At 71.9% G+C, this 25,411-nt stretch carries 24 protein-coding genes; 16 read left to right on the plus strand and 8 right to left on the minus strand.

The features are described 5' to 3' along the window. Positions 1-81: 81 nt before the first annotated feature. Both AC07B0_RS03770 and AC07B0_RS03775 read left to right on the plus strand, forming a co-directional pair. Positions 82-522 (plus strand): hypothetical protein, encoded by a 441-nt coding sequence (locus tag AC07B0_RS03770; RefSeq protein ID WP_215140860.1) that lies wholly within the window; start codon positions 82-84, stop codon positions 520-522. A 70-nt stretch (positions 523-592) separates the two neighbouring features. Beyond that, on the plus strand, positions 593-808 hold the full coding sequence (locus tag AC07B0_RS03775) for a DUF6243 family protein (RefSeq protein ID WP_356880751.1): 216 nt from the start codon (positions 593-595) through the stop codon (positions 806-808). A 143-nt stretch (positions 809-951) separates the two neighbouring features. Here the strand turns inward: AC07B0_RS03775 and AC07B0_RS03780 are convergent, their stop codons facing one another. Continuing rightward, positions 952-1,461 carry a DUF6518 family protein gene (locus AC07B0_RS03780; RefSeq protein WP_478896535.1) on the minus strand — a complete coding sequence of 170 codons (510 nt, stop codon included), beginning with the start codon at positions 1,459-1,461 and terminating at the stop codon, positions 952-954. A 537-nt stretch (positions 1,462-1,998) separates the two neighbouring features. Between AC07B0_RS03780 and AC07B0_RS03785 the strand changes: the two genes are divergently transcribed. Continuing rightward, a complete protein-coding gene (locus AC07B0_RS03785; RefSeq protein ID WP_478864923.1) occupies positions 1,999-3,837 on the plus strand; it encodes a glycoside hydrolase family 15 protein in 1,839 nt (612 codons plus the stop codon). Continuing rightward, a complete protein-coding gene (locus AC07B0_RS03790) occupies positions 3,830-5,257 on the plus strand; it encodes an MFS transporter (RefSeq protein WP_478896537.1) in 1,428 nt (475 codons plus the stop codon). Before AC07B0_RS03785 ends, AC07B0_RS03790 begins: the two co-directional genes overlap by 8 nt. A gap of 96 nt (positions 5,258-5,353) precedes the next feature. Here AC07B0_RS03790 and AC07B0_RS03795 read toward each other — a convergent pair whose 3' ends face one another. Then, on the minus strand, positions 5,354-6,469 hold the full coding sequence (locus AC07B0_RS03795; protein WP_478896539.1) for a serine hydrolase domain-containing protein: 1,116 nt from the start codon (positions 6,467-6,469) through the stop codon (positions 5,354-5,356). Between the two features lie 194 nt (positions 6,470-6,663). On the opposite strand from AC07B0_RS03795, the gene AC07B0_RS03800 reads away from it, so the two are divergent. Both AC07B0_RS03800 and AC07B0_RS03805 read left to right on the plus strand, forming a co-directional pair. Continuing rightward, positions 6,664-7,545 carry an AraC family transcriptional regulator gene (locus AC07B0_RS03800; RefSeq protein ID WP_478896541.1) on the plus strand — a complete coding sequence of 294 codons (882 nt, stop codon included), beginning with the start codon at positions 6,664-6,666 and terminating at the stop codon, positions 7,543-7,545. A 217-nt stretch (positions 7,546-7,762) separates the two neighbouring features. Beyond that, the gene (locus tag AC07B0_RS03805; protein WP_478896543.1) at positions 7,763-8,617 is read left to right on the plus strand and encodes a 2OG-Fe(II) oxygenase; all 855 of its coding nucleotides are present in this window, start codon (positions 7,763-7,765) and stop codon (positions 8,615-8,617) included. 66 nt (positions 8,618-8,683) lie between these two features. On the opposite strand, the gene AC07B0_RS03810 is transcribed toward AC07B0_RS03805, so the two are convergent. The 3 genes from AC07B0_RS03810 to AC07B0_RS03820 all read right to left on the minus strand — a co-directional run bounded on the left by AC07B0_RS03810 (position 8,684) and on the right by AC07B0_RS03820 (position 11,438). Beyond that, the gene (locus tag AC07B0_RS03810; RefSeq protein ID WP_478896545.1) at positions 8,684-9,157 is read right to left on the minus strand and encodes a TraR/DksA family transcriptional regulator; all 474 of its coding nucleotides are present in this window, start codon (positions 9,155-9,157) and stop codon (positions 8,684-8,686) included. Positions 9,158-9,294: 137 nt separating this feature from the next. Further along, a complete protein-coding gene (locus AC07B0_RS03815) occupies positions 9,295-10,146 on the minus strand; it encodes a universal stress protein (RefSeq protein WP_356880735.1) in 852 nt (283 codons plus the stop codon). A 266-nt stretch (positions 10,147-10,412) separates the two neighbouring features. Beyond that, entirely contained in the window at positions 10,413-11,438 is a 1,026-nt protein-coding gene (locus tag AC07B0_RS03820) for an AraC family transcriptional regulator (protein WP_478896548.1), read from the minus strand. A 180-nt stretch (positions 11,439-11,618) separates the two neighbouring features. Between AC07B0_RS03820 and AC07B0_RS03825 the strand changes: the two genes are divergently transcribed. Both AC07B0_RS03825 and AC07B0_RS03830 read left to right on the plus strand, forming a co-directional pair. Beyond that, on the plus strand, positions 11,619-12,392 hold the full coding sequence (locus AC07B0_RS03825) for a type 1 glutamine amidotransferase domain-containing protein (protein WP_356880731.1): 774 nt from the start codon (positions 11,619-11,621) through the stop codon (positions 12,390-12,392). A gap of 169 nt (positions 12,393-12,561) precedes the next feature. After that, on the plus strand, positions 12,562-13,656 hold the full coding sequence (locus AC07B0_RS03830; protein WP_478896550.1) for a C40 family peptidase: 1,095 nt from the start codon (positions 12,562-12,564) through the stop codon (positions 13,654-13,656). Positions 13,657-13,778: 122 nt separating this feature from the next. Here the strand turns inward: AC07B0_RS03830 and AC07B0_RS03835 are convergent, their stop codons facing one another. Then, a complete protein-coding gene (locus tag AC07B0_RS03835) occupies positions 13,779-14,354 on the minus strand; it encodes a hypothetical protein (protein WP_478896551.1) in 576 nt (191 codons plus the stop codon). Positions 14,355-14,557: 203 nt separating this feature from the next. Between AC07B0_RS03835 and AC07B0_RS03840 the strand changes: the two genes are divergently transcribed. From AC07B0_RS03840 to AC07B0_RS03875, 8 genes are all read left to right on the plus strand, one after another. Continuing rightward, a complete protein-coding gene (locus tag AC07B0_RS03840) occupies positions 14,558-15,682 on the plus strand; it encodes a hypothetical protein (RefSeq protein WP_478896553.1) in 1,125 nt (374 codons plus the stop codon). An 89-nt stretch (positions 15,683-15,771) separates the two neighbouring features. Continuing rightward, a complete protein-coding gene (locus tag AC07B0_RS03845) occupies positions 15,772-17,280 on the plus strand; it encodes a DUF4246 domain-containing protein (protein WP_478896555.1) in 1,509 nt (502 codons plus the stop codon). 241 nt (positions 17,281-17,521) lie between these two features. Further along, positions 17,522-19,087, plus strand: coding sequence for an alpha/beta fold hydrolase (locus AC07B0_RS03850; protein WP_478896557.1), 1,566 nt, complete (start codon positions 17,522-17,524; stop codon positions 19,085-19,087). 12 nt (positions 19,088-19,099) lie between these two features. Beyond that, positions 19,100-20,704, plus strand: a complete 1,605-nt coding sequence (locus AC07B0_RS03855; protein WP_478896559.1) for an alpha/beta hydrolase — start codon at positions 19,100-19,102, stop codon at positions 20,702-20,704. A gap of 36 nt (positions 20,705-20,740) precedes the next feature. Continuing rightward, positions 20,741-21,625 carry a DUF4436 family protein gene (locus AC07B0_RS03860; protein ID WP_478896561.1) on the plus strand — a complete coding sequence of 295 codons (885 nt, stop codon included), beginning with the start codon at positions 20,741-20,743 and terminating at the stop codon, positions 21,623-21,625. A gap of 9 nt (positions 21,626-21,634) precedes the next feature. Next, positions 21,635-22,282, plus strand: coding sequence for a hypothetical protein (locus AC07B0_RS03865; RefSeq protein WP_478896563.1), 648 nt, complete (start codon positions 21,635-21,637; stop codon positions 22,280-22,282). Positions 22,283-22,523: 241 nt separating this feature from the next. Next, a complete protein-coding gene (locus AC07B0_RS03870; protein WP_478896565.1) occupies positions 22,524-23,135 on the plus strand; it encodes an RNA polymerase sigma factor in 612 nt (203 codons plus the stop codon). 59 nt (positions 23,136-23,194) lie between these two features. Further along, a complete protein-coding gene (locus AC07B0_RS03875; RefSeq protein ID WP_356880824.1) occupies positions 23,195-23,497 on the plus strand; it encodes a hypothetical protein in 303 nt (100 codons plus the stop codon). 98 nt (positions 23,498-23,595) lie between these two features. Here the strand turns inward: AC07B0_RS03875 and AC07B0_RS03880 are convergent, their stop codons facing one another. Together AC07B0_RS03880 and AC07B0_RS03885 are read right to left on the minus strand one after the other, a co-directional pair. Further along, on the minus strand, positions 23,596-24,315 hold the full coding sequence (locus tag AC07B0_RS03880; RefSeq protein ID WP_478896567.1) for an MBL fold metallo-hydrolase: 720 nt from the start codon (positions 24,313-24,315) through the stop codon (positions 23,596-23,598). A gap of 116 nt (positions 24,316-24,431) precedes the next feature. Then, positions 24,432-25,265, minus strand: a complete 834-nt coding sequence (locus AC07B0_RS03885) for a DUF1206 domain-containing protein (RefSeq protein WP_478896569.1) — start codon at positions 25,263-25,265, stop codon at positions 24,432-24,434. Positions 25,266-25,411 lie beyond the last annotated feature (146 nt).

Below are 25,411 nucleotides of genomic sequence, written 5' to 3' on the forward strand. Positions count from 1 at the left end.
ACCCGCCCGCGCGGGTCCGCAAGACCCTACGCGATCACACCCTGGTACGCGGGTGGCGGCCGGGCGGGTAACTTTGCTCGGATGAGTCTCCTTGATGATGTAGCAGAGCGTGACGGCTGGCGGTGCTGGGTGTGTGACGAGCCGGTCGATCCCGACGAGTCGGTGAACGACCCGCGGGGGCCCAGCGTCGACAGCCGGACCGCCGACCGGAAGGCCAAGGTCGCCGAGCGGCTCGCACACCGCGGGTGCAACACCCGCAAGGGTGCGGTCAAGGTGGTCATCGCCTGGCCGGAGCGCCTGTACGTCGTCGAACCCGCGCCGCTGATCGCCGTTGCCGAGAGGCTGGAGCGCAAGGGGGGCCGCGAGATGGTGGGCCGTTGTCCGACCAGGAAGGACGCCCAAGAGGCGGCGGATTGGCTGGTGGACCGCTTCTCCCGACTGGTACCGGGCATGCCGGTGACCGCCGACATCCAGGCCGGCGGCGGCCAGTTCCTCGTCATCCTGGCCACCGGCCGCCGCTGACCGGAGACCACCCGCGGACACGCGCGCCGATGAACCCTTGGATCACTTCGCATCATTACCGGGAGAACCCGTGACCGACAGCAAGAACATCAACAACCCCGTGGGCCAGGGCGGCGGCCAGCGCAAGAAGCTGTCCCGCGCCGAACGGCAGAACAACGGTCCGCACCGCAACCGCGACCGCCAGGGTGCGGCCGACCAGAAGGCGGAGCTGGTGCGCAAGATGCGCGAGAAGGCGCGCGCGGCCGAGGAGGCCGCGCAGGCGAGCGAGGACACCGCGCAGAGCTGACGCACCGCCGCCGCAGAGCGGCGCCGCACGGGGCAGGGCCCGGACCGCGACGCGCGGTCCGGGCCCTGCCGCCGTACCCGGGGCTTCGCCGGGCGCGGCCGGTCCCGGTCAGGCCTGCGGGCGCGTGCACGCGAACTGCCCCTTCAGGGCCGGGCGGTCCGGCGCGCGCGGATGCCGGTGTGGAGGGCCCAGGCCGTCAGGAGTGCACAGGCGACGACGGCCGCGAACCGTACGGCGGTCCAGGTGCCGGTGGCGACGGCTCCGTCGAGTTCGGGGTCCCCGGGCAGGCGCAGGTTCATGTCGATCATCGCGATCAACGGGACGATCAGGCGGAAGGCGAGTCCGCGCAGATGCGGCCGGCGCGCCAGGGTTCCGGCCCCTCCCAGCAGCGGGCCGAAGACGCAGGCCGCCACCCACCACGCCAGCGCGTGCCCGATGAAGCCGGCCCAGTCGACGGGCAACGACTCCACCTGCCGGCTCCCCGCCGCCATATCGAAGACCCGGAACTCGCCCTGCCCCAGCTTCACCAGGTAGTAGGCGGCCACCGCCACCATCAGCGCGGCCGGAGCCAACCACACCGCCCGCTTCCACGACCGGCACACCAGCCCGATCGCGAACGCGAAAGCCGCCCAGGACCACCCCGCGCTCGCCACCAAGTGCAGGACGTGCCCCGCCGCTCCGCCGACAGCCTCCCTCCCGCCGTCCCCCCTCGGCCGCGTCAAGGCCGGGCCCAAGGCCCCCAGAACAGCCCCCGCCACCAGAGCGAGGGGGACCACCACACGCGCACGCGTCCACGTCGTATCCATAGCCGGAGATCCTCGACCAGCCCGCCCCGCACCACCACCCCTTTCCGGCCCCGCGCCAGCGGTCCTCTCCTCGGCCTCCGCGCGGCGAGCGCGGCAGGGTGCGCGGCGGTCGCCCCGGGTGGTCACCGCGTGGCATCCGGCCATTGCCGGACATTTGCGGGCAGAATGCGCCTGCGGGCATGGCGGGCCGGGTTCGGTGCGGGCGTAGTAGGAGGCACATCTCGCCGGAGGTGTGATCGGGCGGCCGGATCGGCGGCCCCCGTCCCAGGGTGGCGGGACGTACTCGGGTCCGGATCTCCACGTCCGGATGATTCCCGAGGACACGCCCCGGTGTTCCCGTCCTGTCGGACGCCGCCACGGCTCCAACGACGACGGGAGATCCTCATGAGCGCCTACCCGGCGATCGCCGACCACGGAATGGTCGGTGACCTCCAGACGGCCGCGCTGGTGTCCTCGGACGGGACGATCGACTGGTGGTGCACGCCCCGGTTCGATTCCCCCAGCGTGTTCGCCTCGCTGCTCGACAGCGAACGCGGGGGTTACTGCCGGCTGGCCGCGCACCTCCCCGGCGGGCAGGAGCCGGTAGTCCGCCAGCTCTACCTCTCCGATACCGCGGTCCTGGTCACCCGCTTCATGGCGCCGGGCGGCGTCGGCGAGGTCGCCGACTTCATGACCCCCCTGACCGGCGGCCCGACGGACCGCCACCGCCTGGTGAGGGTGGTGAGGGTGGTGCGCGGCAGCATGGACTTCCGCCTGACCTGCCGGCCGCGGTTCGACTACGGGCGAGCCCCGCACACCCTGGAGCGGACCGGCGAAGCGGCCGCGGTCTTCCACGGCCCCGGCACCGACCTGCACCTACAGGTCGCCGGCCCCTTCGTGCTCCACCCCGACGACGACGACCTCACCGCCCGCTGCACCCTCACCGCGGGGCAGACCGCCGCCGTGGTCCTGACCTCCGACGCGAGCGGCGCCGCCGCCCCGGCCGAGCTGGCGGCCGAGGAGATCCGGGCGGAGCTGGAAGCGTGCCGGACGTTCTGGCACGGCTGGTTGCGCTCCTCCACCTACCGCGGCCGGTGGCGCGACATCGTCAACCGCTCCGCGATCACCCTCAAGCTGCTCACCTACGCCCCCACCGGCGCTCCGATCGCCGCGGCCACCATGGGGCTGCCCGAACAGATCGGCGGCGAGCGCAACTGGGACTACCGCTACACGTGGGTCCGTGACTCCTCCCTGGCCGTCAGGGCCCTGTCCGACCTCGGCTTCACCAAGGAGGCCGCGGCCTTCCGCCGCTGGATGCGCGAGCGCCTGGAGGCCGGCGGCACCGCCTCGGGCGAGCCCCTCCAGATCATGTACCGCATCGACGGGAACCCCCATCTGACCGAGGAGATCCTGGACCACCTGGAGGGCTACGAGGGCTCGGCCCCCGTACGGGCGGGCAACGCGGCCGCCGACCAGATCCAGCTCGACATCTACGGCGAGGCCGCCGACGCCCTGTCCCAGGCCGGGGAGATGGGCGGAATCCGCGGCTGGAAGACGTTCGCCGACGTGCTGGACTGGCTCACCGACCACTGGGACCGGCCCGACGAGGGAATCTGGGAGACCCGCGGCGGGCAGCAGGAATTCACCTACAGCCGCCTCATGACCTGGGTCGCCTTCGACCGCGGCATCAAACTCGCGACCCTCCATTCCCGGCCCGCCGACACCACCCGCTGGGCGCAGGCGCGCGACGCCGTGTTCCGGCAGATCGTCGAACGCGGCTGGAACGAGCAGCGGCAGGCCTTCGTCCAGCACTACGCCACGGACGTCCTGGACGCCTCCCTGCTGCTGATGCCCCGCGTCGGATTCCTCTCTCCCACGGACCCGGCCTGGCTGAGCACCCTGGACGCCATGGACCAGGAGCTCGTCAGCGACAGCCTCGTCTACCGGTACAACCCCGAGGCCTCCCCGGACGGACTGCGCGGCTCCGAAGGCACCTTCAACCTCTGCAGCTTCCTCTACGTCGAGGCACTGGCCCGCTCGGGCCGCCTCCAGCAGGCCCACTACGCCTTCGACAAGATGCTGACCTACGCCAACCACGTCGGCCTGTTCGCCGAGGAGATCGGCCCGTCCGGCGAGCAGATGGGCAACTTCCCCCAGGCGTTCACGCACCTCGCCCTGGTGGCCGCGGCCATCGCCCTCGACGAGCAGCTCGACAAGGCGGAACGCGGCGGCGCCGATGGCTGACCCCGCCCCGGCCACACCCGCCGCCCTGCGGCGGGTCATCGCCCCCCTCGCCCTCGCCCAGTTCATCTGCAGCTTCGCCGGCTCCAACATGAACGTGATGATCAACGACATCAGCGAGGACCTCGACACGACCGTGCAGGGCGTCCAGGTGGCCATCACCATCTTCCTGCTGGTGATGGCCGCCCTGATGATCCCCGGCGGCAAACTGACCGACCGCTACGGCCGCAAACGGTGCCTGCTCACCGGCCTCGTCGTCTACGGCGTCGGCGCGCTGATCAGCGCCGCCGCACCGGGCCTCGGCGTCCTCATCCTGGGCAACTCGATCCTCGAAGGCGTCGGCACGGCCCTGCTCATCCCGCCCGTCTACATCCTCACCACGCTGCTCTTCACGGACATGACCTCACGCGCCCGCGCATTCGGCACGATCATGGCGCTCGGAGGCATCGGCGCCGCGGCCGGCCCGCTGATCGGCGGACTCATCACCTCCGCGATCGGCTGGCGGGCCGCCTTCGTGTTCCAGGCCCTCGTGATCGTCGTCATCATCGTCCTCAGCCGCCACATCGAGGACCCCCTCCCGCCGGACCCGACCCGCCCGTTCGACACCGTCGGCACCGTCCTGTCCGCCGTCGGTCTCGTCCTGGTCGTCACCGGCATCCTGGCCGCCGACGACAACGGCTGGCTGATGCTCGCGCTCCTGGCCCTCGGCGCGCTCTTCCTGTTCGCCTTCTTCCGCTGGGTCCGCGCCAGAGAACGGGCAGGCAAGGAACCACTGCTCTCCACGAGCCTGTTCCGCAGCCGCACCTCCAACCTCGGACTCGTCACCCAGAACACCCAGTGGCTGCTCCTGATGGGGGTGTCCTTCTCCGTGGCCTCCTACCTACAGGTCGTCCGCGGCTACGACGCGATCCAGACCGGAGTGATCTTCACGGCGGCCACCCTCGGCATCCTCGTGTCCTCCCTCGCAGCCGAACGCCTCGCCAAGCGCCATGCCCAGCGCACCCTCATCCTCACGGGATTCGTCACCACCATCGCCGGCATCATCGTCCTGACCGTCGTGGTCGGCGCTTCCCCCAACCCCTGGGCGTTCGCGCCCGGACTGCTCCTCATCGGCCTCGGGCTGGGCGTGATGCTCACCCCGTCGGTCAACATCGTCCAGTCGAGCTTCGCCGAGGACCAGCAGGGCGAGATCTCGGGCCTGTCCCGCAGCGTGTCCAACCTCGGCTCCTCCCTCGGCACGGCGATCGCGGGCACCATCCTCGTCGCCGGCCTCACCAGCCACGCGTACGCCGCCGCGATGATCACCCTGGCAGCCGTCGGCCTCATCGGCCTCACCGCCGCCGTGCTCCTCCCTCACCGCCCGCCGCACACCCCCGCCCCGACCGGCCGACAGGGCGCACCCGACCCGGCCGACGAACGCTGAACACACGCTGCGCCCGCCCGGCCGTCGGGGCCGGCTCCGCGTTATCCTGCGGTCGGCGGCGGAAGCACGGGCGGGCGTTGACCGCCCCTCGCGGCGTCAGTGCAGTCCGCTGTAGGCGGCCATGACGATCTCCATGCCGCGGTTGTCCTCCTGCTGGTCCCGGTCGAGCATCTGGTTCATGACGTAGGCCACCGTCATGCGTGACTCGGGATCGTTCACGACCAGCGAGCCGCCCCAGCCGCCCCAGCCGAAGGCATTGCCGAACCTGCCGAAGCCCGCGGTCCAGGACATCGGCGTCCGCAGGACGCGGTCGTCGCCGCGGAACACCTCCTGCCACGCGGGCTCACAGCCCTCGGGGGACAGCAGTCGCACACCGCGGGCCGACCCCCGGTTCGCCAGTACCGACTGGGCGAGGGCGACGGACCGGGCGTTGCCGAAACCGTTCACCGCGGGGATCTGCGCGCGACGCCAGGCCGCGGAGTTGACGTCCCTGACCCGGATCGCGGCACCGGTGTACTCCCGGCGTGCGCCGTCCGGTCCGGGCGGTGCGCTGGAGGCGTACTCGTCCGTCAGGGACGGCGGCGGGACGAGCGGTGCGACCCGGTGGTCATGCTCCGCGGGGAGCCCGATGTGGAAGTCCGCGCCCAGCGGCGCGGCCACCTCCTCGGCGAAGAACTCGGCGAGACCGCGACCGGTGATGCGGCGGACGATCTCACCGACGAGGAACCCGAAGGTCAGCGCGTGATAGCCGGCGGCCGTTCCGGGTTCCCATTCGGGAGCCTGCGCGGCCAGTCCCGCCGTCACGCCCTCCCAGTCGTAGAGCTCCTCGACCGCCGTCAGCCCGGCCAGGTCCGGCAGGCCCGCGGTGTGCGACAGAACGTGCCGCACCAGCACGTTCTCCTTGCCGGCCGCGGCGAACTCAGGCCAATAGGCGGCCACCGGCGCGGACAGGTCGAGCCGGCCCCGGTCGGCCAGGACCAGCGCACACAGGGCGCTCATGTTCTTGCTCGTCGAGTTCACGCCGGTGAGGGTGTCGCGCTCCCATCGGGTGGAGCGGTCCGCATCGGCGTAGCCACCCCAGATGTCGACCACCGGCTCGCCGTCCACGTAGACGGCCGCCGAGGCACCCACGTCGTCCTTGCCGAGCAGTGCCGCGAATGTCTCACGGACCGCGGTGAACCGCGGCTCGCACGTTCCCTCGATATCAGTCATGCCGGTAAGCCTCGGTCGACGCCCGGGCTACCCGCCCGACAATTCCCGCGCCGGTTCTGTCGGGCGGGTGCGACCGGATTCGCCCACCAGACGGCACTAGGCTCGGATGCCGGCCGCCACGGCTCGCCGGGCCGGGCCCGCCGGCGGGGCGGGCCTTCCCGCGGCGGGGACACGAGGAAGAAGGACGGATACACGTGCTGGAGCGGCTGAACCAGGCGCTGGACCACCTGGAGACCTGCCTCGACCGCGAGGTCGACATGGCCGAGGTGGCCCGGATCGCCGCGGTGTCGGAGTACCACTTCCGCCGGCTGTTCTCCGCGCTCGCCGGGATGCCGCTCCCGGTCTACGTGCGGCGCCGGCGGATGACGCTGGCCGGGGCCGAGGTGCTGGCCGGGGAGCTGACGCTGCTCGATGTCGCGGTGCGGTACGGGTACGGCTCGGGCGAGGCGTTCGCCCGGGCGTTCCGGTCGGTGCACGGCATCGGGCCGGGCGAGGCCCGGCGCACGGGCGCGGTGCTCACGGCCCAGCCGCGCATGTCCTTCCGTGTCGTCGTCGAAGGGGCTACGGCCATGCGGTACCGGATCGTGGAGAAGGAGCCGTTCCGCGTCGTCGGCAGGAAGGCCCGGGTCCCGCTCGTGCACGACGGGGTCAACGCGGCCGCCTCGGCGCACGTGGAGGGCCTGGACGAGCAGGCGGTCGTACGGATGAAGGAACTGGTCCACCGGGAGCCGCAGGGGGTCCTGTCGGCGGTGGTGTACCTGACCGGCAGCCGGGAGGAGGGAGCCGAGGTGGACTACTGGATCGGCGTGGTGACCGGTCCCGACGCGGCCGCCGAGGACCTCGACGCCCTCGACGTGCCGGCCGGGACCTGGGCTGTCTTCGACAACCACGGGCCCTATCCGAGCGCCCTCCAGGAGCTGTGGCGGGACGTGTTCACGCAGTGGTTCCCCTCGAACCCGTACACCAGCCGGCCGGGCCCGGAACTCCTGCGGACGCAGCCGGTGGAGATCGGCACGGAGACCGACTCCCAGCTGTGGATTCCGGTCGAGCGGGGGAGCGGGAGTCCCGGGGCCTGAACACCGCCGGGGCAAGGGTCCGCCCTGCGCATCACGGACGGGGTGTCGTCGTACCGCCGCGTAACCACACGGGGGCGGAGTGCGGGCACGGTCGCGGAGCACGGGGGAGAGCGGCACTGTCTCCGACGCGGCAGGACGTGACGCGGGGGCGGCGTACTCCCGTGCGCCCCCGCGTGCTCCTTCGGCGATACGGAGCTCCCCGCTACGGTTCCGGGCCATGAGCGGATACACGATGAAACCGGCCATGCCGACGGAAATCAGCACTGATGTGCTGCCGCCCTCCTCGCCGTGGTCAGCGTCTCCCGTCATGCCGGCGCCGGTCTGCCGCTTCGAAAACTTCCTGGGAGCGGAACGCGCCGCCTCCCTGCTGGCATACGCGATCTCCCGGGAGGCCGACTTCTACGCGGGAACCGTCCTGGACCCCCTGTCCGGGCAGGTCACCCGCAAGGGGCGCAGCTCCCTCGTGCTCCCCGTCACCAGTTCCGTCTTCGCCGCGCACCTGGCGGACTCCCTCCCGCTCGTGAGGGAAGTCCTCGGCCATCAGGCCGTGCTGACGCAGACCTTGACCGTCCTGACGGCTCACGGCGAAGGGGGCCACTACGGCCTCCACACCGATGCTTCGCGCGTACGGGACGTCAGTACGGCCCTGTCGGCGGTGTACTACCTCCACGGCAGGCCCCGCGGCTTCGAAGGCGGCCAACTCCGCCTGTACGACACCACGTTCCACGACGGCGAGGCCCGGCCGGCGGAATCCTGCCGCACTATCGAGCCCGAACACGACAGCATCGTGTTCTTCCCGGCGAGTGCGTTCCACGAGGTGGTCCCGTCCACGTGCCCCAGCGGCCGGTTCGCCGACTACAGGTTCTCCCTCACGACGTGGATCAGCGGCGCCGAGTCCGAGACGGCGTCGCCCGGTCCTTCGTCCGGGATCTGGCAGTGGATGGCGCGCGCGGCCGAACACACCCGCCCGGTGGAGGGCACTCCGCGGAACCACGACGGCGCCAGCCCCGTCGCTCTGCCCTCGGGCGACCCCGCCGCGCGGCTCGTCTTTCCCCGGCCCCGCTCGGTGTAGGTGGTGCGACGCGGATCGGCGCGGCCGGTTCCGGCTCGCCGCGCCGCGCCGCGACCGCAGGTGAGGTCAGCCCGGTGCCGGGGGAGGGGGCGTGGTTCCTGGTGACGTGGCGTGGTGCGGGGGCCGGCGGGGATCGGCCTGGGCGCAGTGCAGACAGGTGGTCGCGGCGGGCCGGACTTCCAGGCGTTCGGGCGGGATGGTCCCGCCGCACCCCTCGCACTGTCCGTACCGTCCCTGTTCGAGCCGTTCCTGTGCCCGGTCCAGTTCTCGCAGGTGCTCGCTCGCCCGCTCCAGCAGGGAGGCGACGTGGGCGCGCTCGAAGGCGGTGCTGCCTCCTTCGGGGTCGTGCTCGTCGTCGACCGCGATCAGGGCGTTCGCCGCGACGATCCCGTCGAAGTCGCGGCTCAGCGCGGCCGCCCGCGCGAGGGTGTCGGCGCGGTCGGCAGCGATGCGTGCGCGGGCGGTCACCGAACTGGACGGGCCGAGCTCGTCATGGTCGTAGCCGCGCTCGTCATGGTCGTACCGGGATGCATCGCCCATACGCGGGAAACGCCCGTTCGCGGTCCTGGATTCCCCGCTGACCGGGGATCCCCGACCAGGGCCGGCGGCGGACGGGGCGATCGCCCGGGCCCGCCGGAAGCCGCCTGGCCCACCCCGGGCGGGGTGGGCCCCGTACGTCAGTCGTGCGGCACGACGGCCACAGGGCACGGGGCGTGGTGGATGACGGCGTGGGTGACCGCTCCGATGTGGGAACCCCTGGCCGCCCTGCGCCGGCCGACGACCACGAGGCTCGCGTCCGACGCGGCCCCGACGAGGTGCTCCGCCGCCCGTCCCGGAGCGGACACTTCGGACACCTCCACCGTGGGGAACTTCTCCCGGAACGGGCGCACGGCGTCGGCGAGCGCCGAGGCCAGTTCGGCGTCGGCGGGTGCCGCGCGGTGGGGGAGGAAGGAGTGGTGCCATGTGTGCACGACCTCCAGCGGGACGCCGTGCCGCCCGGCGAAGTCGAACGCGAAATCGAGGGGCGCGTCGTGTGCTTCGCTCACATCCACGCCGAGGACCACCTTCCGGGGGCCGCCTCCGGAGGAGCCGCGCGCACCGTTCTGCCCGTATCCAGGACGCACCAGGACCACGGGACGCGATGCGTCCCCGACCACCTCCTGCCCCACCGAACCCACGATGAAGCCGCGGACGCTGCCGAGCCCATGAGATCCCACGACCAGGAGCTCGGCCTCGGCGGCGGCCGCGAGCAGCACGCCGGCGGGGGCGTCCTCGATCTCCTCCGCCGTCAGCGCCAGCTCCGGCCGCCGGGCCCGGACGCGTTGCTCCGTCGCCGCGAGGACGTCTTCCGCCTCACCCGCACGGTCCTCGTGCGACACCCTCACCGCCGCCACCTGGTGCTGAGCCCAGCGCGTGGCGTACACGAGCCGCAAGCCGTTGCCGCGCAGCGCTGCCTCTTCGGCGGCCCAGTCCACCGCCGCCACGCTTCCTTCGGAGCCGTCCACTCCCACGGTGATGGGTCGGGACATGTCGCTCTCCTCGCCTCGGGGCTGTCGTCAACGGGCCGTCACATGGCGCCCGAGGGCGTCCACGCGCGAGGCACCTGATCGAGAAGCTACCCAGTGGCCGGAACACGGCGGTGTACCGCGTTCGGCGACGCCTCCGAAGTGCCCCATCCGGCGGATCACACCGGGCCGACACGCACAGCACGGCCCCCTACGTCGCCCGCCGCCACACCGGGCCCTCCGCTGACTGGCGGGGGCCGCCCGGCAGGTGGCCGGAGCCCGTGAGGTCCTCACCGGCCGCCGGAGCCGTCGAGGTCCGGGTCCGGTGACGCGGGCCGGTGCCGGCTGCGGTACGCGCCGGGAGGCATGCCCTCCCACCGGGTGAAGGCCCGGACCAGGGCCGTCGCGCCGCTCAGACCGACGAGCGGGGCGACCCGGTCCAGTGGCAGCGAGGTGGTCTCCAGCAGCCGCCTGGCCCGGCCGTGGCGGGCGGTGTCGAGGAGCGCGCGCCACGACGTGCCCTCCGCGTGCAGGGCCCTGCGCAGGCTCCGGACGCTGAGGCTGAGCTCCTTGGCGGGGCCCTCGGGTCCCGCGTCATCGAGCGCGGCGTCCTCCAGCCACTGCCGTACGCGCCCGGCGACGGTCACGGCCGCGGACAGCCGGTGCAGGAGCCGGTCGGCGTAGGCCCGGTGCAGGGCGTTGAGCGCCGGGTCGTGGAGGGGGCGGCGCCGGTCGAGGTCTTCGGCGGCGACCGTGATCGCGGTCTCCGGAGCGTCGAAGACGACGGGGCAGCCCAGGACGTGGGCGTACGGTTCCGCCGAGCCCCTGCGGGGGTGGGTGAACGACACGGCCAGCGGCGCCCAGCCGTCGCCCGCGATCCAGCGGCCCGCCCGCACCATGCTGCTGACGATCGCCTCCACCTGCTGGGGGTGCATGGCCGCCGGGTCCACGGTCGGCCGGTAGCAGACCCGGCCGACCCCGGCGCGGCGGTGGAGGGTGACCGTGCCGGCCTGGCTCACCAGGGGGTGGTAGCGCTCGGCGGCCTCCGCGGCTTCCGCGAGGCTGGCGGAGGTGAGGACGAGGTGGCCGAGGATGTGCAGCCCCTCGGGCTTGATGCGGTCGCCCACCAGGAGCCCGGTGTGCGGGCCGGAGCCCGCGGCGCCGAGGACCTCGTCCCACAGGGCGCGCATCTCGCCGAACTCCAGCCGGTCCGTGGGCAGCGCCCAGGGACCCGATCCGCCGGTGCCCTCGGCCGTGGCGCTCAGGACGGCGAAGGCGTAGCACGCGGTGACGGAGGGCGGCTCGATGACGGACACGACCGCCAGTCAATGCGGGCACCCCGCCCGCGTCAACACCGTCGGCCGGCCGATTGCCGGGCCCCGTCCCGGGCTCCGGTCCGGGTTCCGGTCCGGGGAGTCAACGGGTTGGCCGCCGGAGTGAATGACGGGGCCGTCGGCCGCTCCTAGGGTCGGCCTTCGGACACCGAGGAGTACGCCGTGATTCTCTTCCTGCTCCCCGCAGGCGACTACGACCCCACCGAGGCGGCGGTGCCCTGGGCGGCACTGCGGGACGCCGGATTGCAGGTACGGTTCGCGACCCCGGGCGGGAAGGCCGCGTACGCCGACCCCAGGCTCACGGACCTCGGCTTCTCCTGGCTGTCGCCCTGGCTGATGACCCGCCGCGCCGAGCTCGCCGCCTACCGGCGGCTGACCGAGGACCCCCATTTCCTCGCCCCCTGCTCGTACGCGGATGTCGATCCGGCCGCCGTCAGGGGCCTGTTCGTACCCGGCGGCCACGCCGCGGGCATGCGGACGCTCCTGGAGGACGCCACCGCCCAGGAGCTGTTCGCACGGGTCTTCACCCGGGGGCTGCCGGTGGGAGCCGTCTGCCACGGCGTGCTGCTCGCCGCCCGGGCCAAGGATCCCGCCACCGGGCGCTCGGTCCTCCACGGCCGTCGGACCACGGCGTTGACGGCCCTGCTGGAGCTGACCGGGTGGAACCTCACCCGGTTCTGGCTGGGCCGCTACTACCGCACGTACCGCACCACCGTGCAGCGGGAGGTCACCGAGGCGCTCGCCGATCCGCGCCACTTCCGCCCGGGCCCGCCGCTGCCCGTCCGCGACACCGCCGCCCGGCCCGGACGCGGCTTCACCGTCACGGACGGCAACTACGTCTCCGCGCGGTGGCCCGGTGACTGCCACCGCCTGGCGGCCGAGTACCTGGCCCTCGTGCGCGCCCACGAGGCGGGAGAGCTGCACCGGCCGGGCTGACCGGCCCCCGGGTTCACGCGTGAACGAGGGCGGTTCCGGGCTCGGCGCCGTAGCGGCGCACAAGAGGTCCCACGGCTGGGACGGGGCTGCGCCGGCCTGTCCGATATCAGCCGCACGGTCGGCCGGATCGGTCCCTGGCTTGTTGTCACCCGCGCAGGACAATCGTCGTATGCCCCTCTCGAACATCGCGCTTCCCGTCGCCGTCAGCGCCTTCATGACCCTGGTCCCCCTGACCGATCACGTCGCCGCCGCGGACGCCTCCCCTCCGGCGGCCTCGGCCGCCTGCCGGGGAGCCAGGACCTGCTACGTGGACGTGTCCGTCGCCCAGATCTGGGAGAGCCCCGACAAGGTGCGGACGGTGGACGCGAAGGCGCTCACCAACCCCGTCGACATCAGGGGCTGGTTCGCCGCGATGGCCCACGACATCAACCTGCGCCGAGACGTTCCGGGCGAGACGCAGGCCCTGTACGGCGGCAGGGTCACCGTGGTGGACACGACGACGAAGGACGGCGTGCTCTGGGACAAGGTGGTGGTCCACGGCCAGCCCACGCCCCGGGACGCGGCCGGCTACCCCGGCTGGATGCCCGACCGGCAGCTGACGAAGCTCCGGAAGAAGGCCCCGTCCGGCACGACGGCGGAGCGCGTCACCGGTCCGACGGCCTGGGGCTACCGCTCGCGTCAGGCACTGGCGGCGGGGGCGCCGTCCAAGGGGCGCACCGAGTACTCGTTCAACACGGAGTTCGCCGTGAAGCCCGTCCCCGGCGCCCCGTCCGTCGTGGAGGCCCGGGCCAACGACGGCACGCCGATCTACTTCGAGCGCGACGACCTCGCGAAGGTTCCGACGTCGGGGGTGACCGGCGACGACGTGGTCGCCGAAGCGCGCAAGTTCCTGGGCCTGGAGTACCTCTGGTCCGGCACGGCCGGGTTCGGCTACGACTGCTCCGGCCTGACGAGCCAGGTGTACTCCACCCTCGGCATCACCATCCCGCGCGACAGCCAGCCGCAGTTCGACGCCGGAGGCGGCGCCGCCCCCGCCAGCTCGGCCGAAGGCGAGCGGATCACGTCTCCGGCCGACCTCCGGCCGGGCGACATCGTGGGCTTCGGCAGCAGCACCTCCAACGTCACCCACGTGGGCATCTACGTCGGCACGAACGACCAGGGCGAACCGATGATGATCAACTCGCCCAAGACGGGGGAGAGGGTGAGGGAGGAGCCCCTGTCGAACCGTCCGTTCGTGGGCGCCACCCGCTTCATCGGCTCCTGAACCGGTGCTCCGCACCGCCGGACGGTCGGGGGTGGCACATCGGGATCACCGGCCGTTTCCTTCGAGCTGGGCGGGGACGCGGGAGGTCCGCCTCGGGGTGCGGGACGAGCGTCGGCCCGGGGTCACCAGGGCAGGGTGACGAGCACCGTCCCTTCGGTGGTCCGGACCGACACGCTGCCCGTGTCGCCGTAGACCTCGCGCCGCCAGTCGGCGAACAGCCCGGCCAGGCGGAGCGCGGCGCCGTGGCTGAGGGCGTCGTCGGTGAAGTCGGAGTAGAAGGTGATCCGTGCCTCGCCGACGGCGCCTGCCTTCCGGACCCGGGTCTCCCGTACGGACCGATGGGAGACGGTTCCGTCGTCGGCCTTGGTGAGATGCTGTACGAGGTAGGCCTGGAAGTCCCGGGTCATCTCGAACCAGTCCGCGGGCCCGCAGGGGCCGCCCCCATTGCCGATCTCCGCGTCGGTCGGCGGACCGGCGCCGCCCGAGGCCTCCTGATCGGTGGGCGGTCCGGCATGGCCGCCGGTCTCCTGGTCGGTGGGCGGACCGGCATGTCCGCAGTCGGCGGTCGGCGCGAGGGAGGGCGCGGGCCCAGGTCCTGCCGCCCCTCCCCGCGCGGTACTCCCGCACCCCGCCATCAGGGCGCACAGGAGCCCCACCACCAGTACGCGCCCCGCTGCCGGAACGGCCTTGCCTGCCATGGACTTCTCCCTCGGTCCTCCACCAAGAGGGGATTCCGCTCGCTCCGGTTCACCCGCCCCCGCCCCTCAGGCACTGACGGAGTCCGGCCGCGCCCACGGTCGTCGAACGGGCTCTCACCGGACAGCTGATCTGCTGACCTGCCTGAACCGGCCGACCGCTTAAGATGATCACCAGACGATCAACCGGCGGGAGAAGAACACCAGTGCCGACCACGCGCGAACACGAAGCGGCCCAGGTCAGGGATGCGGCCCTCTTCATAGGACTGCCGAATCCGGCACTCTGGTCGGGGCCGCCCGTACGCGAGGGTGACCTCGCCGCGTGGATGAAGTCGGTGGAATACTTCACCACCCTCGAGATCAACTCGGTCCTCACCGTGCACAGCCGCTCCGGCAACGCCTTCGAGTTGTACGGCAAGGGGCGCAGCTTCCTCAACCCCGTGCGGCTGGCCCGCTATTCGCCCTGGGCCATCGAGGCGGACTCCGCCGAGGAGAACCCGGAAGTCCTCGTCCGCGCCCACGCGGCCTGGCGGTACTACGTCGACGGTGTCGCGCGGCGCCTGGGTCCGCCCGTCCGCGTCACCGAGGACGGGGACCGCTTCCCCGAGGCCATCTGGCTCCCCGGCGGCGAGGAAGGCCCCCGCCTGCGCCTCTGGCTGAACTGCTCGCAGGTGCTGAACCCGGACATCCAGCTGTCCGACAAGATGCCCGGGGCCGCCCTCGTCCGCCTCGACGCCTACGCCCCGGCGCAGCCGGCCGACGCCGCACCGGCCGAGGTCTCCTCGGCCAACGACGTGCCCGAGTGGATCCCCGCGTCCTACCAGGAGTACGCGGTGCAGCAGGCGCGGCTCGAGTACGAGGCCCCGGAGGACGACGACGACCTCGTCAAGCGGATCCAGCACGCGCTCGCCGGCGCCCTCCGGAACGGCGGATCGGTGCGGGCCTACCTCGGCGACCTCGCCGAGAGCGCCGTCGCGTCACAGCCGGACGTCGACTCGTACCACTGGCAGCACGTCTTCCAGCACCCCGACGCCCCTCAGGGCCGGCTGCCCGCCCTCCACATGGCGCATGTGATCAGCGTCCTCGTGAACCAGACGACGGACGGTTCGGCCCGCATCCCCGAGACCGTGGAACCGGGACTGTCGCTGCACTACTACGACCTCTTCAACCCCCGCATGCAGAACTCCCTCGGCATCACGGGGCAGGAGGCGTGCGCGGTGTGGCGAAGGGTCAACACGTCGTACCGCGCGTCGATCGACGGGAAGTCCTACATGGTGGCCCCGACGGACGTCATCGAACGCCTGTCGGCGAACGCCGACAAGACGCCCTGACATTCCGTTCCTCCCCTCCGCCTCCTGTGGTGTCAGTGGGCCGGGTTATTCTTCCGGGCACCGCACACCGACTGTGAGGACCACCAGAAGTGACCGGCTCGTCCCCCTTTCCTCTGCCCTTCCAGAGCTCCCCTTCCCCGGCGTTCGCGGCGCCACGGACGCTGCGGGAGCTGGAGATGATGCAGTGCAGCTCGCACCTGCGCGCGAAGCCCGCGTGGTTCGACAAGATGAACGACGCCGACATCGTCGCCAGGTGGACGCGGGAAGCGTTGGCGCAGGGCCTGACCGAAGCGCAGGTGCGCTACGTTCTCGCCGAGCTGGAGCACTACGCCGCGCTGCGGGACGCGCGCACCGGCGTCGAGGTGTCCGCGGTCGACGGGGTCTGGCAGTCGGACACCCTCGTCGACGAGCAGCTCAGGACCCGGTTGCGTGAGGCGGTCCGCGTCCTGGAAGAGGTCCCCGAAGCGGAGCGGGACTGGCATCCCGGATCCGACGGCCAGGTGCTGGATCTCGTCCACCCCTCACTGTTCTGCCTGGTGAGAGAGGTGAGCGGAGGTCCTGAGCGGGCCTGGCAGAACCCGACGAACCGCTACTCGAAGTACGAGTTCTCGGAGAGGTTCCAGTGGCTGCCCACGGACGCCGACGTCAGTGACGACGGCGCCGTCGCCTTCCGCTCGTACGTCAACAACGTCCACCCCGAGACGCATCACGCACTCGCGTCCGTCCTGCCGGACGTGTTCGCGCGCCTGCGCCCGCTGTTCGAGAACGTGCTCACCGACCTGAGGCACCCGCGGCCCCTGCGGATCGAGGCCGATCCCTACGGCTGGTACGACTCGGAACCGGAGTATCCGAGCCAGTCGTCCTACAGCGACAACGCGGCCTACCTGGATGCCCGCGACGCCTGGGAAGAGGCCCATGAGGCCTGGTGGGAGAACCGCCGCCCGGTCGTCCCGGACGCCCCGGCCTTCAGCCCGCCCGCACGGCCCGACGCCTCCGCCCGGGTCGACCTGCGCGGCCGCCGGCTCCAGGTCATCGTCAAGCTCGCCACCCTCCACCTCACCCCGGAGAAGCCCGAGTACCCCGGAGGTTCCTGGCACGTCGAGGGCATGCTGAACGAGCGGATCGTCTCGACCGGCATCTACTACTGGGACAGCGAGAACATCACCGAGAGCCGGCTGGGTTTCAGGGCCGCGCTCGACGACCCGCGCTACGAACAGAACGACGACGCCGGGCTGCGCGAGGTCTATGGCCTGGAGGACGAGGACGCGCTCAACCAGGTACTGGGCGCGGTACCGACCCCGGCCGGCCGCTGCCTGGCGTTTCCCAACGCCCTCCAGCACCGTGTGGACGCGTTTCGCCTCGCGGACCCCACCCGCCCGGGACACCGCAAGATCCTCGCGTTCTTCCTGGTCGACCCGGCGGAACGGATCGTCTCGACCTCCGACGTACCGCCGCAGCAGCCCTGGTCCGACACGTCGACCATGACGCTCGACCAGGCCAGGACGTACCGCGAGGAACTCATGAAGGAACGCAAGTTCTTCGTCGACGAACACAACGAGCAGCTCTACGAACGGGAGTTCTCGCTCTGCGAGCACTGAACCGCGCGGGCAAGCCCACGGGTACTCGCCCCCGGCGGCGCACACAACGCTACCGGGTGGTCCGAAGAGACGCACGAAGAGGGGGACCGGGACGGGAGGGGCGGCCTCGCCACCGGGCGTGACCGCACCGCGAGCGCGCGAACGCTCCGCCGGGTAGCGTTGAAGACGTGCGTTCCGCCCAAACCGCTGCGGCCTGGCCGGGCAGGTCAGGCACCTCTGTCCGGCAGAGGAACGAGATCACATGCCAAAGCACAGCATTCGCGGGGCGACCGCCGCGACGGCTCTGGTCTGCCTGGCAGCCTTCGGCCCCGTACCGAGCAGCTCCGCTGCAGCCCCGCCGTCAGCGGCTCCGCAGCCGGCCGGGCAACCCGGCGCGGCAGGCTCCTCACGGTTCGTGCCCGGTCCCTGTCCGAAGCCGCCCGAGCCGATCGAAGCGCTGAGCGACGCACAGTGCGGGTACCTGGAGGTCCCCGAGAACCGCTCCCGCCCCGGCAGCCGGACCATCAAGCTGGCCGTCGCGAGGATCCCGGCCGCCTCGGACAAACCCGCCGCGGACCCCGTGGTGTTCATGGCGGGCGGCCCCGGCGCCGACACGTTCGACGACATCCCGTTCCTCGTCGAATCCGGCCTGAACAAGGACCGCGAACTGATCGTCATGGCCCAGCGCGGCAACCGCTACGACCAGCCGAACCTCGCCTGCCCGGAGGTCGACCGGTTCAACGGGCAGGCGGTGGGCCTGGGCTATGACGCACAGCAGGCGGAACGGATCATGCTGAAGGCGGTGACGGACTGCCGGACCCGCCTCATGGCCGACGGAGTCGACCTGAGCGCCTACAACAGCACGGAGAACGCCGCGGACTTCGCCGACCTGCGCAAGGCGCTCGACATCCCCCGGTGGAACGTCTACGGGTACTCCTACGGCAGCAACCTGGCCCTCACGTACCTGCGCCTGCACCCCGAGGGCATCCGCGCGGTGGCGATCGACTCGATCGCACCTTCCCAGTTCGTGACCCTGCCGTGGACGTGGGGCAGCACCGCCGAGGGGATCCGCAACATCTTCGCGGCCTGCGCGGCCCAGCCCGCCTGCAAGGACCGCTACCCCGACCTTCCCCGACTGCTGACGGAGCAGGTCCGCGAGCTGGAGGCGCGGCCCCTGACGCTGAACGTCACGCCGCCGGACGGCGGGAAACCGGTCAAGACCGTCCTCGACGGGGGTGCGCTGCTGAACCTGATCGTCGCCTTCACCCCGCGGCCCAAGGACATGCCCGCAGCGCTGGAGGAACTCAGCAAGGGGAACCCGGAGCGCTTCGCGCAGGCCCGCGCGGCCGGCTCGGTCCAGAAGGCCGGCGAGTTCGCGCACGGCCTGACGAACTCGATCGCGTGCAGTGAATGGGCCCCGGGGTACTCGGAACCCGACGTGCTGAAGGCGGGACAGAAGGCCTACCCCGGCTGGCCGGACACCGTCCTGGCCCAGCCTCCGCAGCTGCCCTTCCAGTACCCGGTGTGCGGGATCTGGAACGTCCCGGACCGCGCGTCCGTCCAGCGGGTACCCACCTCCAGTTCGGTGCCGGCACTCGTCATCTCGGGCACGTTCGACGTGAAGACCGGGGCGAGTTGGGCCAGGGGAGTGGCCCGCAACCTGTCCAACTCGACCTCCGTGCAGGTCCCCGGGATCGGCCACTGGGTGGTCCCGCAGTCGCCTTGCGCGCAGAGCGTGCTCGCCTCGTTCTTCGCCCACCCGACCGCGCCCGACACGCGTTGCGTGGACGACCTCGAGCCCCAGCCGTTCACGATCATCCCGAAATAGCCGGGAGTGCAGATGACCCTCCACCAAGCTCCCCGTCGCAGGCGCCCCGCACGACGGCTCCTGGCGACGTCGGCCGGCATGGCGACCGGTCTCCTCGTCACCGGCCTGCTCACCGCCCCCGCCCAGGCACAGTCCCGCACCGAGCCCAGCCCCGGAGCGCCGATCGGCACGGTCGCCCGGACGGTGGGCGACGCCGGCTTCGAACCGGGTCCCTGCCCGAAGACGAAAGACCCGGTCGAGGAACTCGCAGGGGCCCGTTGCGGAACGCTCACCGTCCCCGAAAACCGCGCCGCACCAACCGGCAAGACGATCGAACTCGGGGTCGCGATCGTGCCCGCCGTGGCCGGCACACCGAAACCCGACCCCATCGTGTGGCTCGCGGGCGGACCCGGAGACGACGCCGTGGGCGAGGCGAAACTGGCCGTCGACGGAGGCCTGAACCGCGACCGTGACGTGATACTCATGTCCCAACGCGGCACCTACTCGGCCGACCCGGAGCTCCTGTGCCCCAACGTCGACGAGTTCAACGCCCGCGTGGTCGGCCTGGTCTACGACGCTCCGTCCACCGAACGTCTGCACGTCGAGGCCACGAAGGCCTGCCGCGACAAGCTGGCCGCCCGCGGGATCGACCTCAGTGCCTACAACGACACCGAGAGCGCCGCCGATTACGAGGACCTCCGCAAAACCCTGGGCGTCGACCGGTGGAACCTGTACGGCATCTCCTACGGCACCCATCTGGCGCTGGCGTACATGCGCCTGCACCCCGAAGGTCTCCGCTCGGTGGGCATCGACGGCATCCTGCCGCCGTCCAGATCCGGGTCGGCCGCGACCTGGAGCAGCTTCCGGCAGGGCACCGACGGCCTGTTCAAGGCCTGCGCGGACCAGCCCGCCTGCAACAAGCGCTATCCGAACCTGTCGGCCACCTTCGAGAAGCTCGTCAGCGACCTCGAAGCCAAGCCCGTCACCACCACCGTCACGGTCCCCGGCAGCGACAAGCCGGTGAAGGTCGTGCTGGACGGCGGGACCCTGGTGAACTGGCTGACCTCCGCCACCCACACCGCGGAGGACGTACCCCTCTTCATCGACGAGCTGGCGAACGGCAACCCGCAGAAGATCGCCCAGCAGTGGGCGGCCTGGAGGACCAACCCCAAGGGCATCGGCGTGGTTTCGCACGGTCTCGCCTACGGCATCTTCTGCAGCGAGTGGACGCCGTACGAGAGCAAGGACGCGGCGCTCCAGGCCGGACGGAAAGAGTTCCCGTCGTTCCCCCGCTCGGTGCAGGCCCAGACTCCGATGCTCACCTCCCTCCATCCGGACTGCGACGTCTGGAACATCCCCAAGGCCGCGCCCTCGATCCGGGACGTCACGACCAGCGACATCCCCACCCTTGCCCTGTCGGGTGCGTTCGACGCCCAGACCGGAGCGGACAACGGGGCCTACGTCGCCCGCACACTGAGCAACGCCAAGGTCGTCACGATCCCCTACGAGCCGCACGTGGTGATCGCCACCTCGAAGTGCGCCCAGGACATCGCCGTCTCGTTCTTCGACAACCCGGACGCGCCGAAGACCGAATGCCTGAAGAGCCTTGAGGCGCCGGAGTTCAAGACCGCGCCCTGACACCGCTCTTCTTCCCCGCCCCGTCGGAGTGTCACCATGGCCCCCACCTGGGAATCACGTCCTCCGCGCCGCTCGGGAGCCTCGCTGCTGCCGGTCCTGCTCCCCTTCGCCATCCTGATCGTGGTGGCGGTGGCCGTGGGGTCATGGCTGCAGTTCACCGAGCGGCAGGTGCTCGACACGGTCCGCACCGTCGGATCCCAGGCCGCCGACCGGGTGGACGTGGAGGCCGACGTCCAACGCGTCGACGCCGCGGCCAGAGAGCTGACGCTGCGGGTCCGGGTCACCGCGCGCGGGACCCTCGGTGAGGAGGACGGGACCGCCCCGGTCGCTGATCTCAGCCTCCAGACCTCCGCGCAGACACTCGGCGATCTGGAGTTCAAGGCCCACGAGCGGCTCACGATCAGGGACGTGCAGGTAGCGATCACGGATGGATCGATCAGCGACTACCCGTTCGACACCTACGAGACCGACATCGAATTCTGGGCACAGATGGACGCCGAGCAGGTGCCGGTGCGGCTGCTGTTCTCCAACCACGACACGCTCTTCGCAACCTCCGCGACACCCGTCCCGTCCGCGCAAGAGGCTGCCGGCATGGCGCTGGTGCTGGCCCGATCGGGCAGCCTGCTCGCCTTCGCCGTCTTCATGATGATCGTGATGTGGGCGCTGGCAGCATCCGTGACCATCGGTGCCTGGTACATGGCGACCCGCGGGGAGGGCCTGGTCTGGGCCGCACTCGGCTGGATGGCCGCCACCCTGTTCGCCCTCTCGGCGTTCCGCAACAACGCCCCCGGCGCGCCCCCGATCGGCTGCGTGCTGGACTGGTTCGCCTTCCTGTGGGCCGAAACCGTCATCGCCCTCTGCCTGATCTTCGTGGTCGTCACCGGCGTCCGCACCGCCCTCCGGGACGACGACCACGACTAGCCTGTGCCGATGGGACTCGACATCACCGTGCTCATGGTCGACTGGGACCACCTGGCGCGCATACCGGCGGACGACAGGGTCGAAGTACTGCGCGACGCCGCCTGCCCCGACTTCTGCTGCACGGCGTGCGAAGACGCCGACTCCGCCGTGACGGGCGGCTGGGCGTGGCAGCGGCAGGTGACCTGGTGCGCCGAGTACCGGTTCTACGGAACCACCGGTTCCTACGGCTACCACCCCCGGTTGGCCAACGCCTGGGAGGACGTCCGGACCTGGGTCGCCCCCGAACTGCGGGACGCCCTGGACCACTTCCTGCGCGGCCTGTTCTGGGACGACCCGGACGACCTCACGGGTATGGACTCCACGTCCTCCGCGGAGGACGAGCGGCCCGCCGCGCGCGGCTTCCCCGACGACCCCGCCCCGTGGCGCCCCCGGGTGCTCCTGCTCAGCGCCCCGGACGAGGTACCGGAGCTGGTCCGTTCCTGGCAGATCGCCGCGCCCCGGCTGGAGGAGCTTCGCGGGCCCTTCGCGGACGAGGCCGCCGGCTGGGCGGGCCGGCCCGCCGGCTTCGACGCCACCGCGGCGCTGCTGCGCGAATGGGGCGACGTGGCCACGGAGGCCGGCGCCCGTGGGTGGGGCCTGATCGGACTCCCCTTCTAGCCGGGTGTCCGCGAGAAAATCCGGGCCGGGGTGAATCCTTTCCGGGCCTGCCCGCCTCTTGTGTGTGTACCGGCCGAACGGGCCGGCGGAACCGGGAGGAAACGCACATGATGGTCACTGGACTCGTAGTGGTCGGAGCCCTGCTCGTGGGCGCGTGCAGCTGGCACCTGATGCGGCGCTACAAGGGCCGAAGCTGACCGGCGCGGCGCGCGAGGGGAGCCTTTGGGAAGATGAGGAGCAGATGAACCAACGCTACGCCTGGCCGGACGAGCCGCTGATCAGGGCCGCTCAGGACGGCGACTTCACGTCGCTCACCACGGTCGTCATGGAATCGCAGCCGCACGTGCGCAAGTTCGCCCTGTCGCTGTGCGCCTCGCCGCAGGACGCGGAGGACGCGGCACAGGAGGCGCTGATCATCCTCTACCGGAAGATCGGCACCCTGCGGAGCACCGGGGCGCTCGCCTCTTGGATGTTCCGGATCGTGCGCAACGAGTGCCTGCGGCAGGTACGGCTGCTCGTCTCGCGGGGCGGCGAGGCGCCGGCCGGACCGGAGACGTCCGCGGAACGCTCCGCCGAGGACGCGGTGCTGCACCGGCTGGAGGTGGAGCGGATCGCGGCTGCGGTCGGTTCCCTGCCCCGTGACCAGCGGCAGGTCCTGATCATGCGGGACATCCAGGGCCTGCCCGGCGGCACCGTCGCCCGTGCGCTGGGTCTGAGCAGCGCCGCGATGAAATCGCGGCTGCACAGAGCACGAGCGGCACTGCGTCACGCGTTGGAGACCACCGACCGGACGACACCCCAGCCCCCCGACCCGCCCATCGACCCATCCGCCGGAGGGGACTCGACACCGTGAAGACCTTGGACACCGTGAACACAGTGAAGACCGTGAACAGCGCGCAGGGTGCGACGGGCCTGGTCACCGCGGCGCCCGTGCCGCCCGTTGCGCCCGTGGCGGCCGAGAGGAACTTCGCCAGCGCCTCCGTCCCGCGCCACCTGGCGCGCGGCGCCATCGGTTTCGGGCTGATCATCGGCTCGATCGCCCTGGTGCCCGTCCTCGGGCCGGCCTCCCTGCTGGCGGCCCCGCTGGCGCTGGTCGCCTTCCGCGGCTGCCCCACCTGCTGGCTGGTGGGCCTCGCGCAGACCATCTCCCGCGGCCGTCTGGAGCGCCAGTGCACGGACGGCGTCTGCACCCTCACCAAGGCGCACCCGTCGTAGGCGATGAGGAAGGCCCCGCTGCCGGCCGGCAGCGGGGCCTTCCCGTCGAGCCGGTCCGTACTGGCCACCCGGGCGCCGGCCCCCGCGACGTGGGGGCGCTACACCCAGTCCGTTTCCGGCGTGGCGGAGCGGAGCACGGCGCCCGCGTCCTGCGTCAGCGGTTCGCCGTGGGGCACGCACACGACCTCCGTCTCCAGCGCGGCCAGCCGCCGGAAGGAAGCGACGGCCTGCTCCCTGTCCACGTTGAACGGACCCAGGATCGCTCGGCCCTCCGCGGTGGCGACGGTGTCACCCGGGAACAGCACACCGCTGGACGTGAGATGGAGTGCGATGCTGCCCGGGGTATGGCCCGGAACGTGCAGGACCCGGACGGGCTCGGCCCACCCGTCGAGGACTTCTCCGTCGCTCAGTTCCACGTCCACCGGTACGGGTTTCGCGGGCGGCACACCCGCTTCTGCGAAGCCGGCCATGACCTGCTCGTAGAGGGCACGCTCCGAGGCGGTGAGCACCGGCTCGGGTCCGGGCGCGGTGCCGCTGATGAACGGCGCGTCCAGCGCACCGGCCAGGACCCGGGCGCCCGTGGCCGCGACGAGGTCCGCGGCCGAACCCACGTGGTCGCCGTGGAAGTGGGTCAGAACGATCTGGAGCACGTCCTGAGGACGGCCGCCGAGCCGGTCGACAGCCTCCAGGATCGCCGGGGCGGACCCCGGCACACCGGTATCGATCAGCGCGTAGCCGTCCGGCAGACGCGCCAGGTGGACGTGTCCGACGGGGAGGGACAACTGCCAGACGGCAGGGGTGATTTGGATGAGGTCCATGGTGTGACGCTAACGGGCGGCCGGGGAGCGGCCGGTCTCTTTGCGCTGGGGGTGGATTCCGCGCAGCGTGAACGGCCGACGGTTCCGCGAACGGCTGCGGCTCAGGAAGGGCCCGCTCAGACCCGGCGCCAGATGGCCATGGCCCAGGAGAACACCCCGAACAGCACGAGCCCGGCGGCGACCGCCACGAGGAGCCATGGACCCGCCGGGGTTTCCGCGAACGTGCGCAGGGTGTCGTCGACCCCCTTCGCCTTCGCCGGGTCGTAGCTGACCGCCGCGTGCACGACGAACGCGCCGACCGCGGCGAAAACGGCACCGCGCGCCACCCCGCCCACCACCCCGAGGAGCTCGACCGCCTTGCGGACCCCCTCGGGCTGCCGGTCCATCGCCAGGTGCTTGCGGAAGGTGCGCCGCACGGCCTGTACGGCGATCACGACGCCGCCGATGGCGATACCCGCCCCGGCCGCCGCCACCCACCACGGGCCGCCGGGCAGGTCCAGGGCCTGGGCCGTCACGTCGCGGGACTGCTCGTCGCCGGACTGCCCGCCGCCGGAGCCGGCGGCGAAGGAGAGCACGGAGAACGCGACGACCCCGTAGAACACGGTCCGGGCGGCCGCGGCCAGTCGCTTGCCGGCCTTGTCCCCGTCCGGGCCCGCCGCGCCCAGTACCGCCTCCGACAGCCGCCACAGCGTCATGCAGACCAGGCCGATGCCGACGGCCCACACGAGGACGCCGCCGAAGGGCTTCTCCGCGAGCTCCTGCAACGCGCCCGTGCGGTCGGCTTCCTCGCCGCCCCCGCTCCCACCGAATGCCACGCGGACCGCGATCACTCCGGTGAGTACGTACAGCAGGCCGCGCGCGACCAGCCCGCACCGGGCCATCACCGCCCGGCCCGTGCCGCCCTTCGAGGCGGTCTCCACACCTTCACGTGCCGCTTCGCCAGCTGTCATGTCCCGCGATTACCCCCGCATCCCGCCTCCATGCCCGGCCCGGCGCCCGGCCCGCCCCGGCCACGGGGGCGCAGCGGGATCCGGACGGTCGGGGCGACACCCCCTACACGAAGAGTGACCGCGCGGACCGGCTCCGGGGCCCGACC

The sequence above is a fragment of the Streptomyces sp. NPDC044704 genome, from assembly GCF_056433525.1.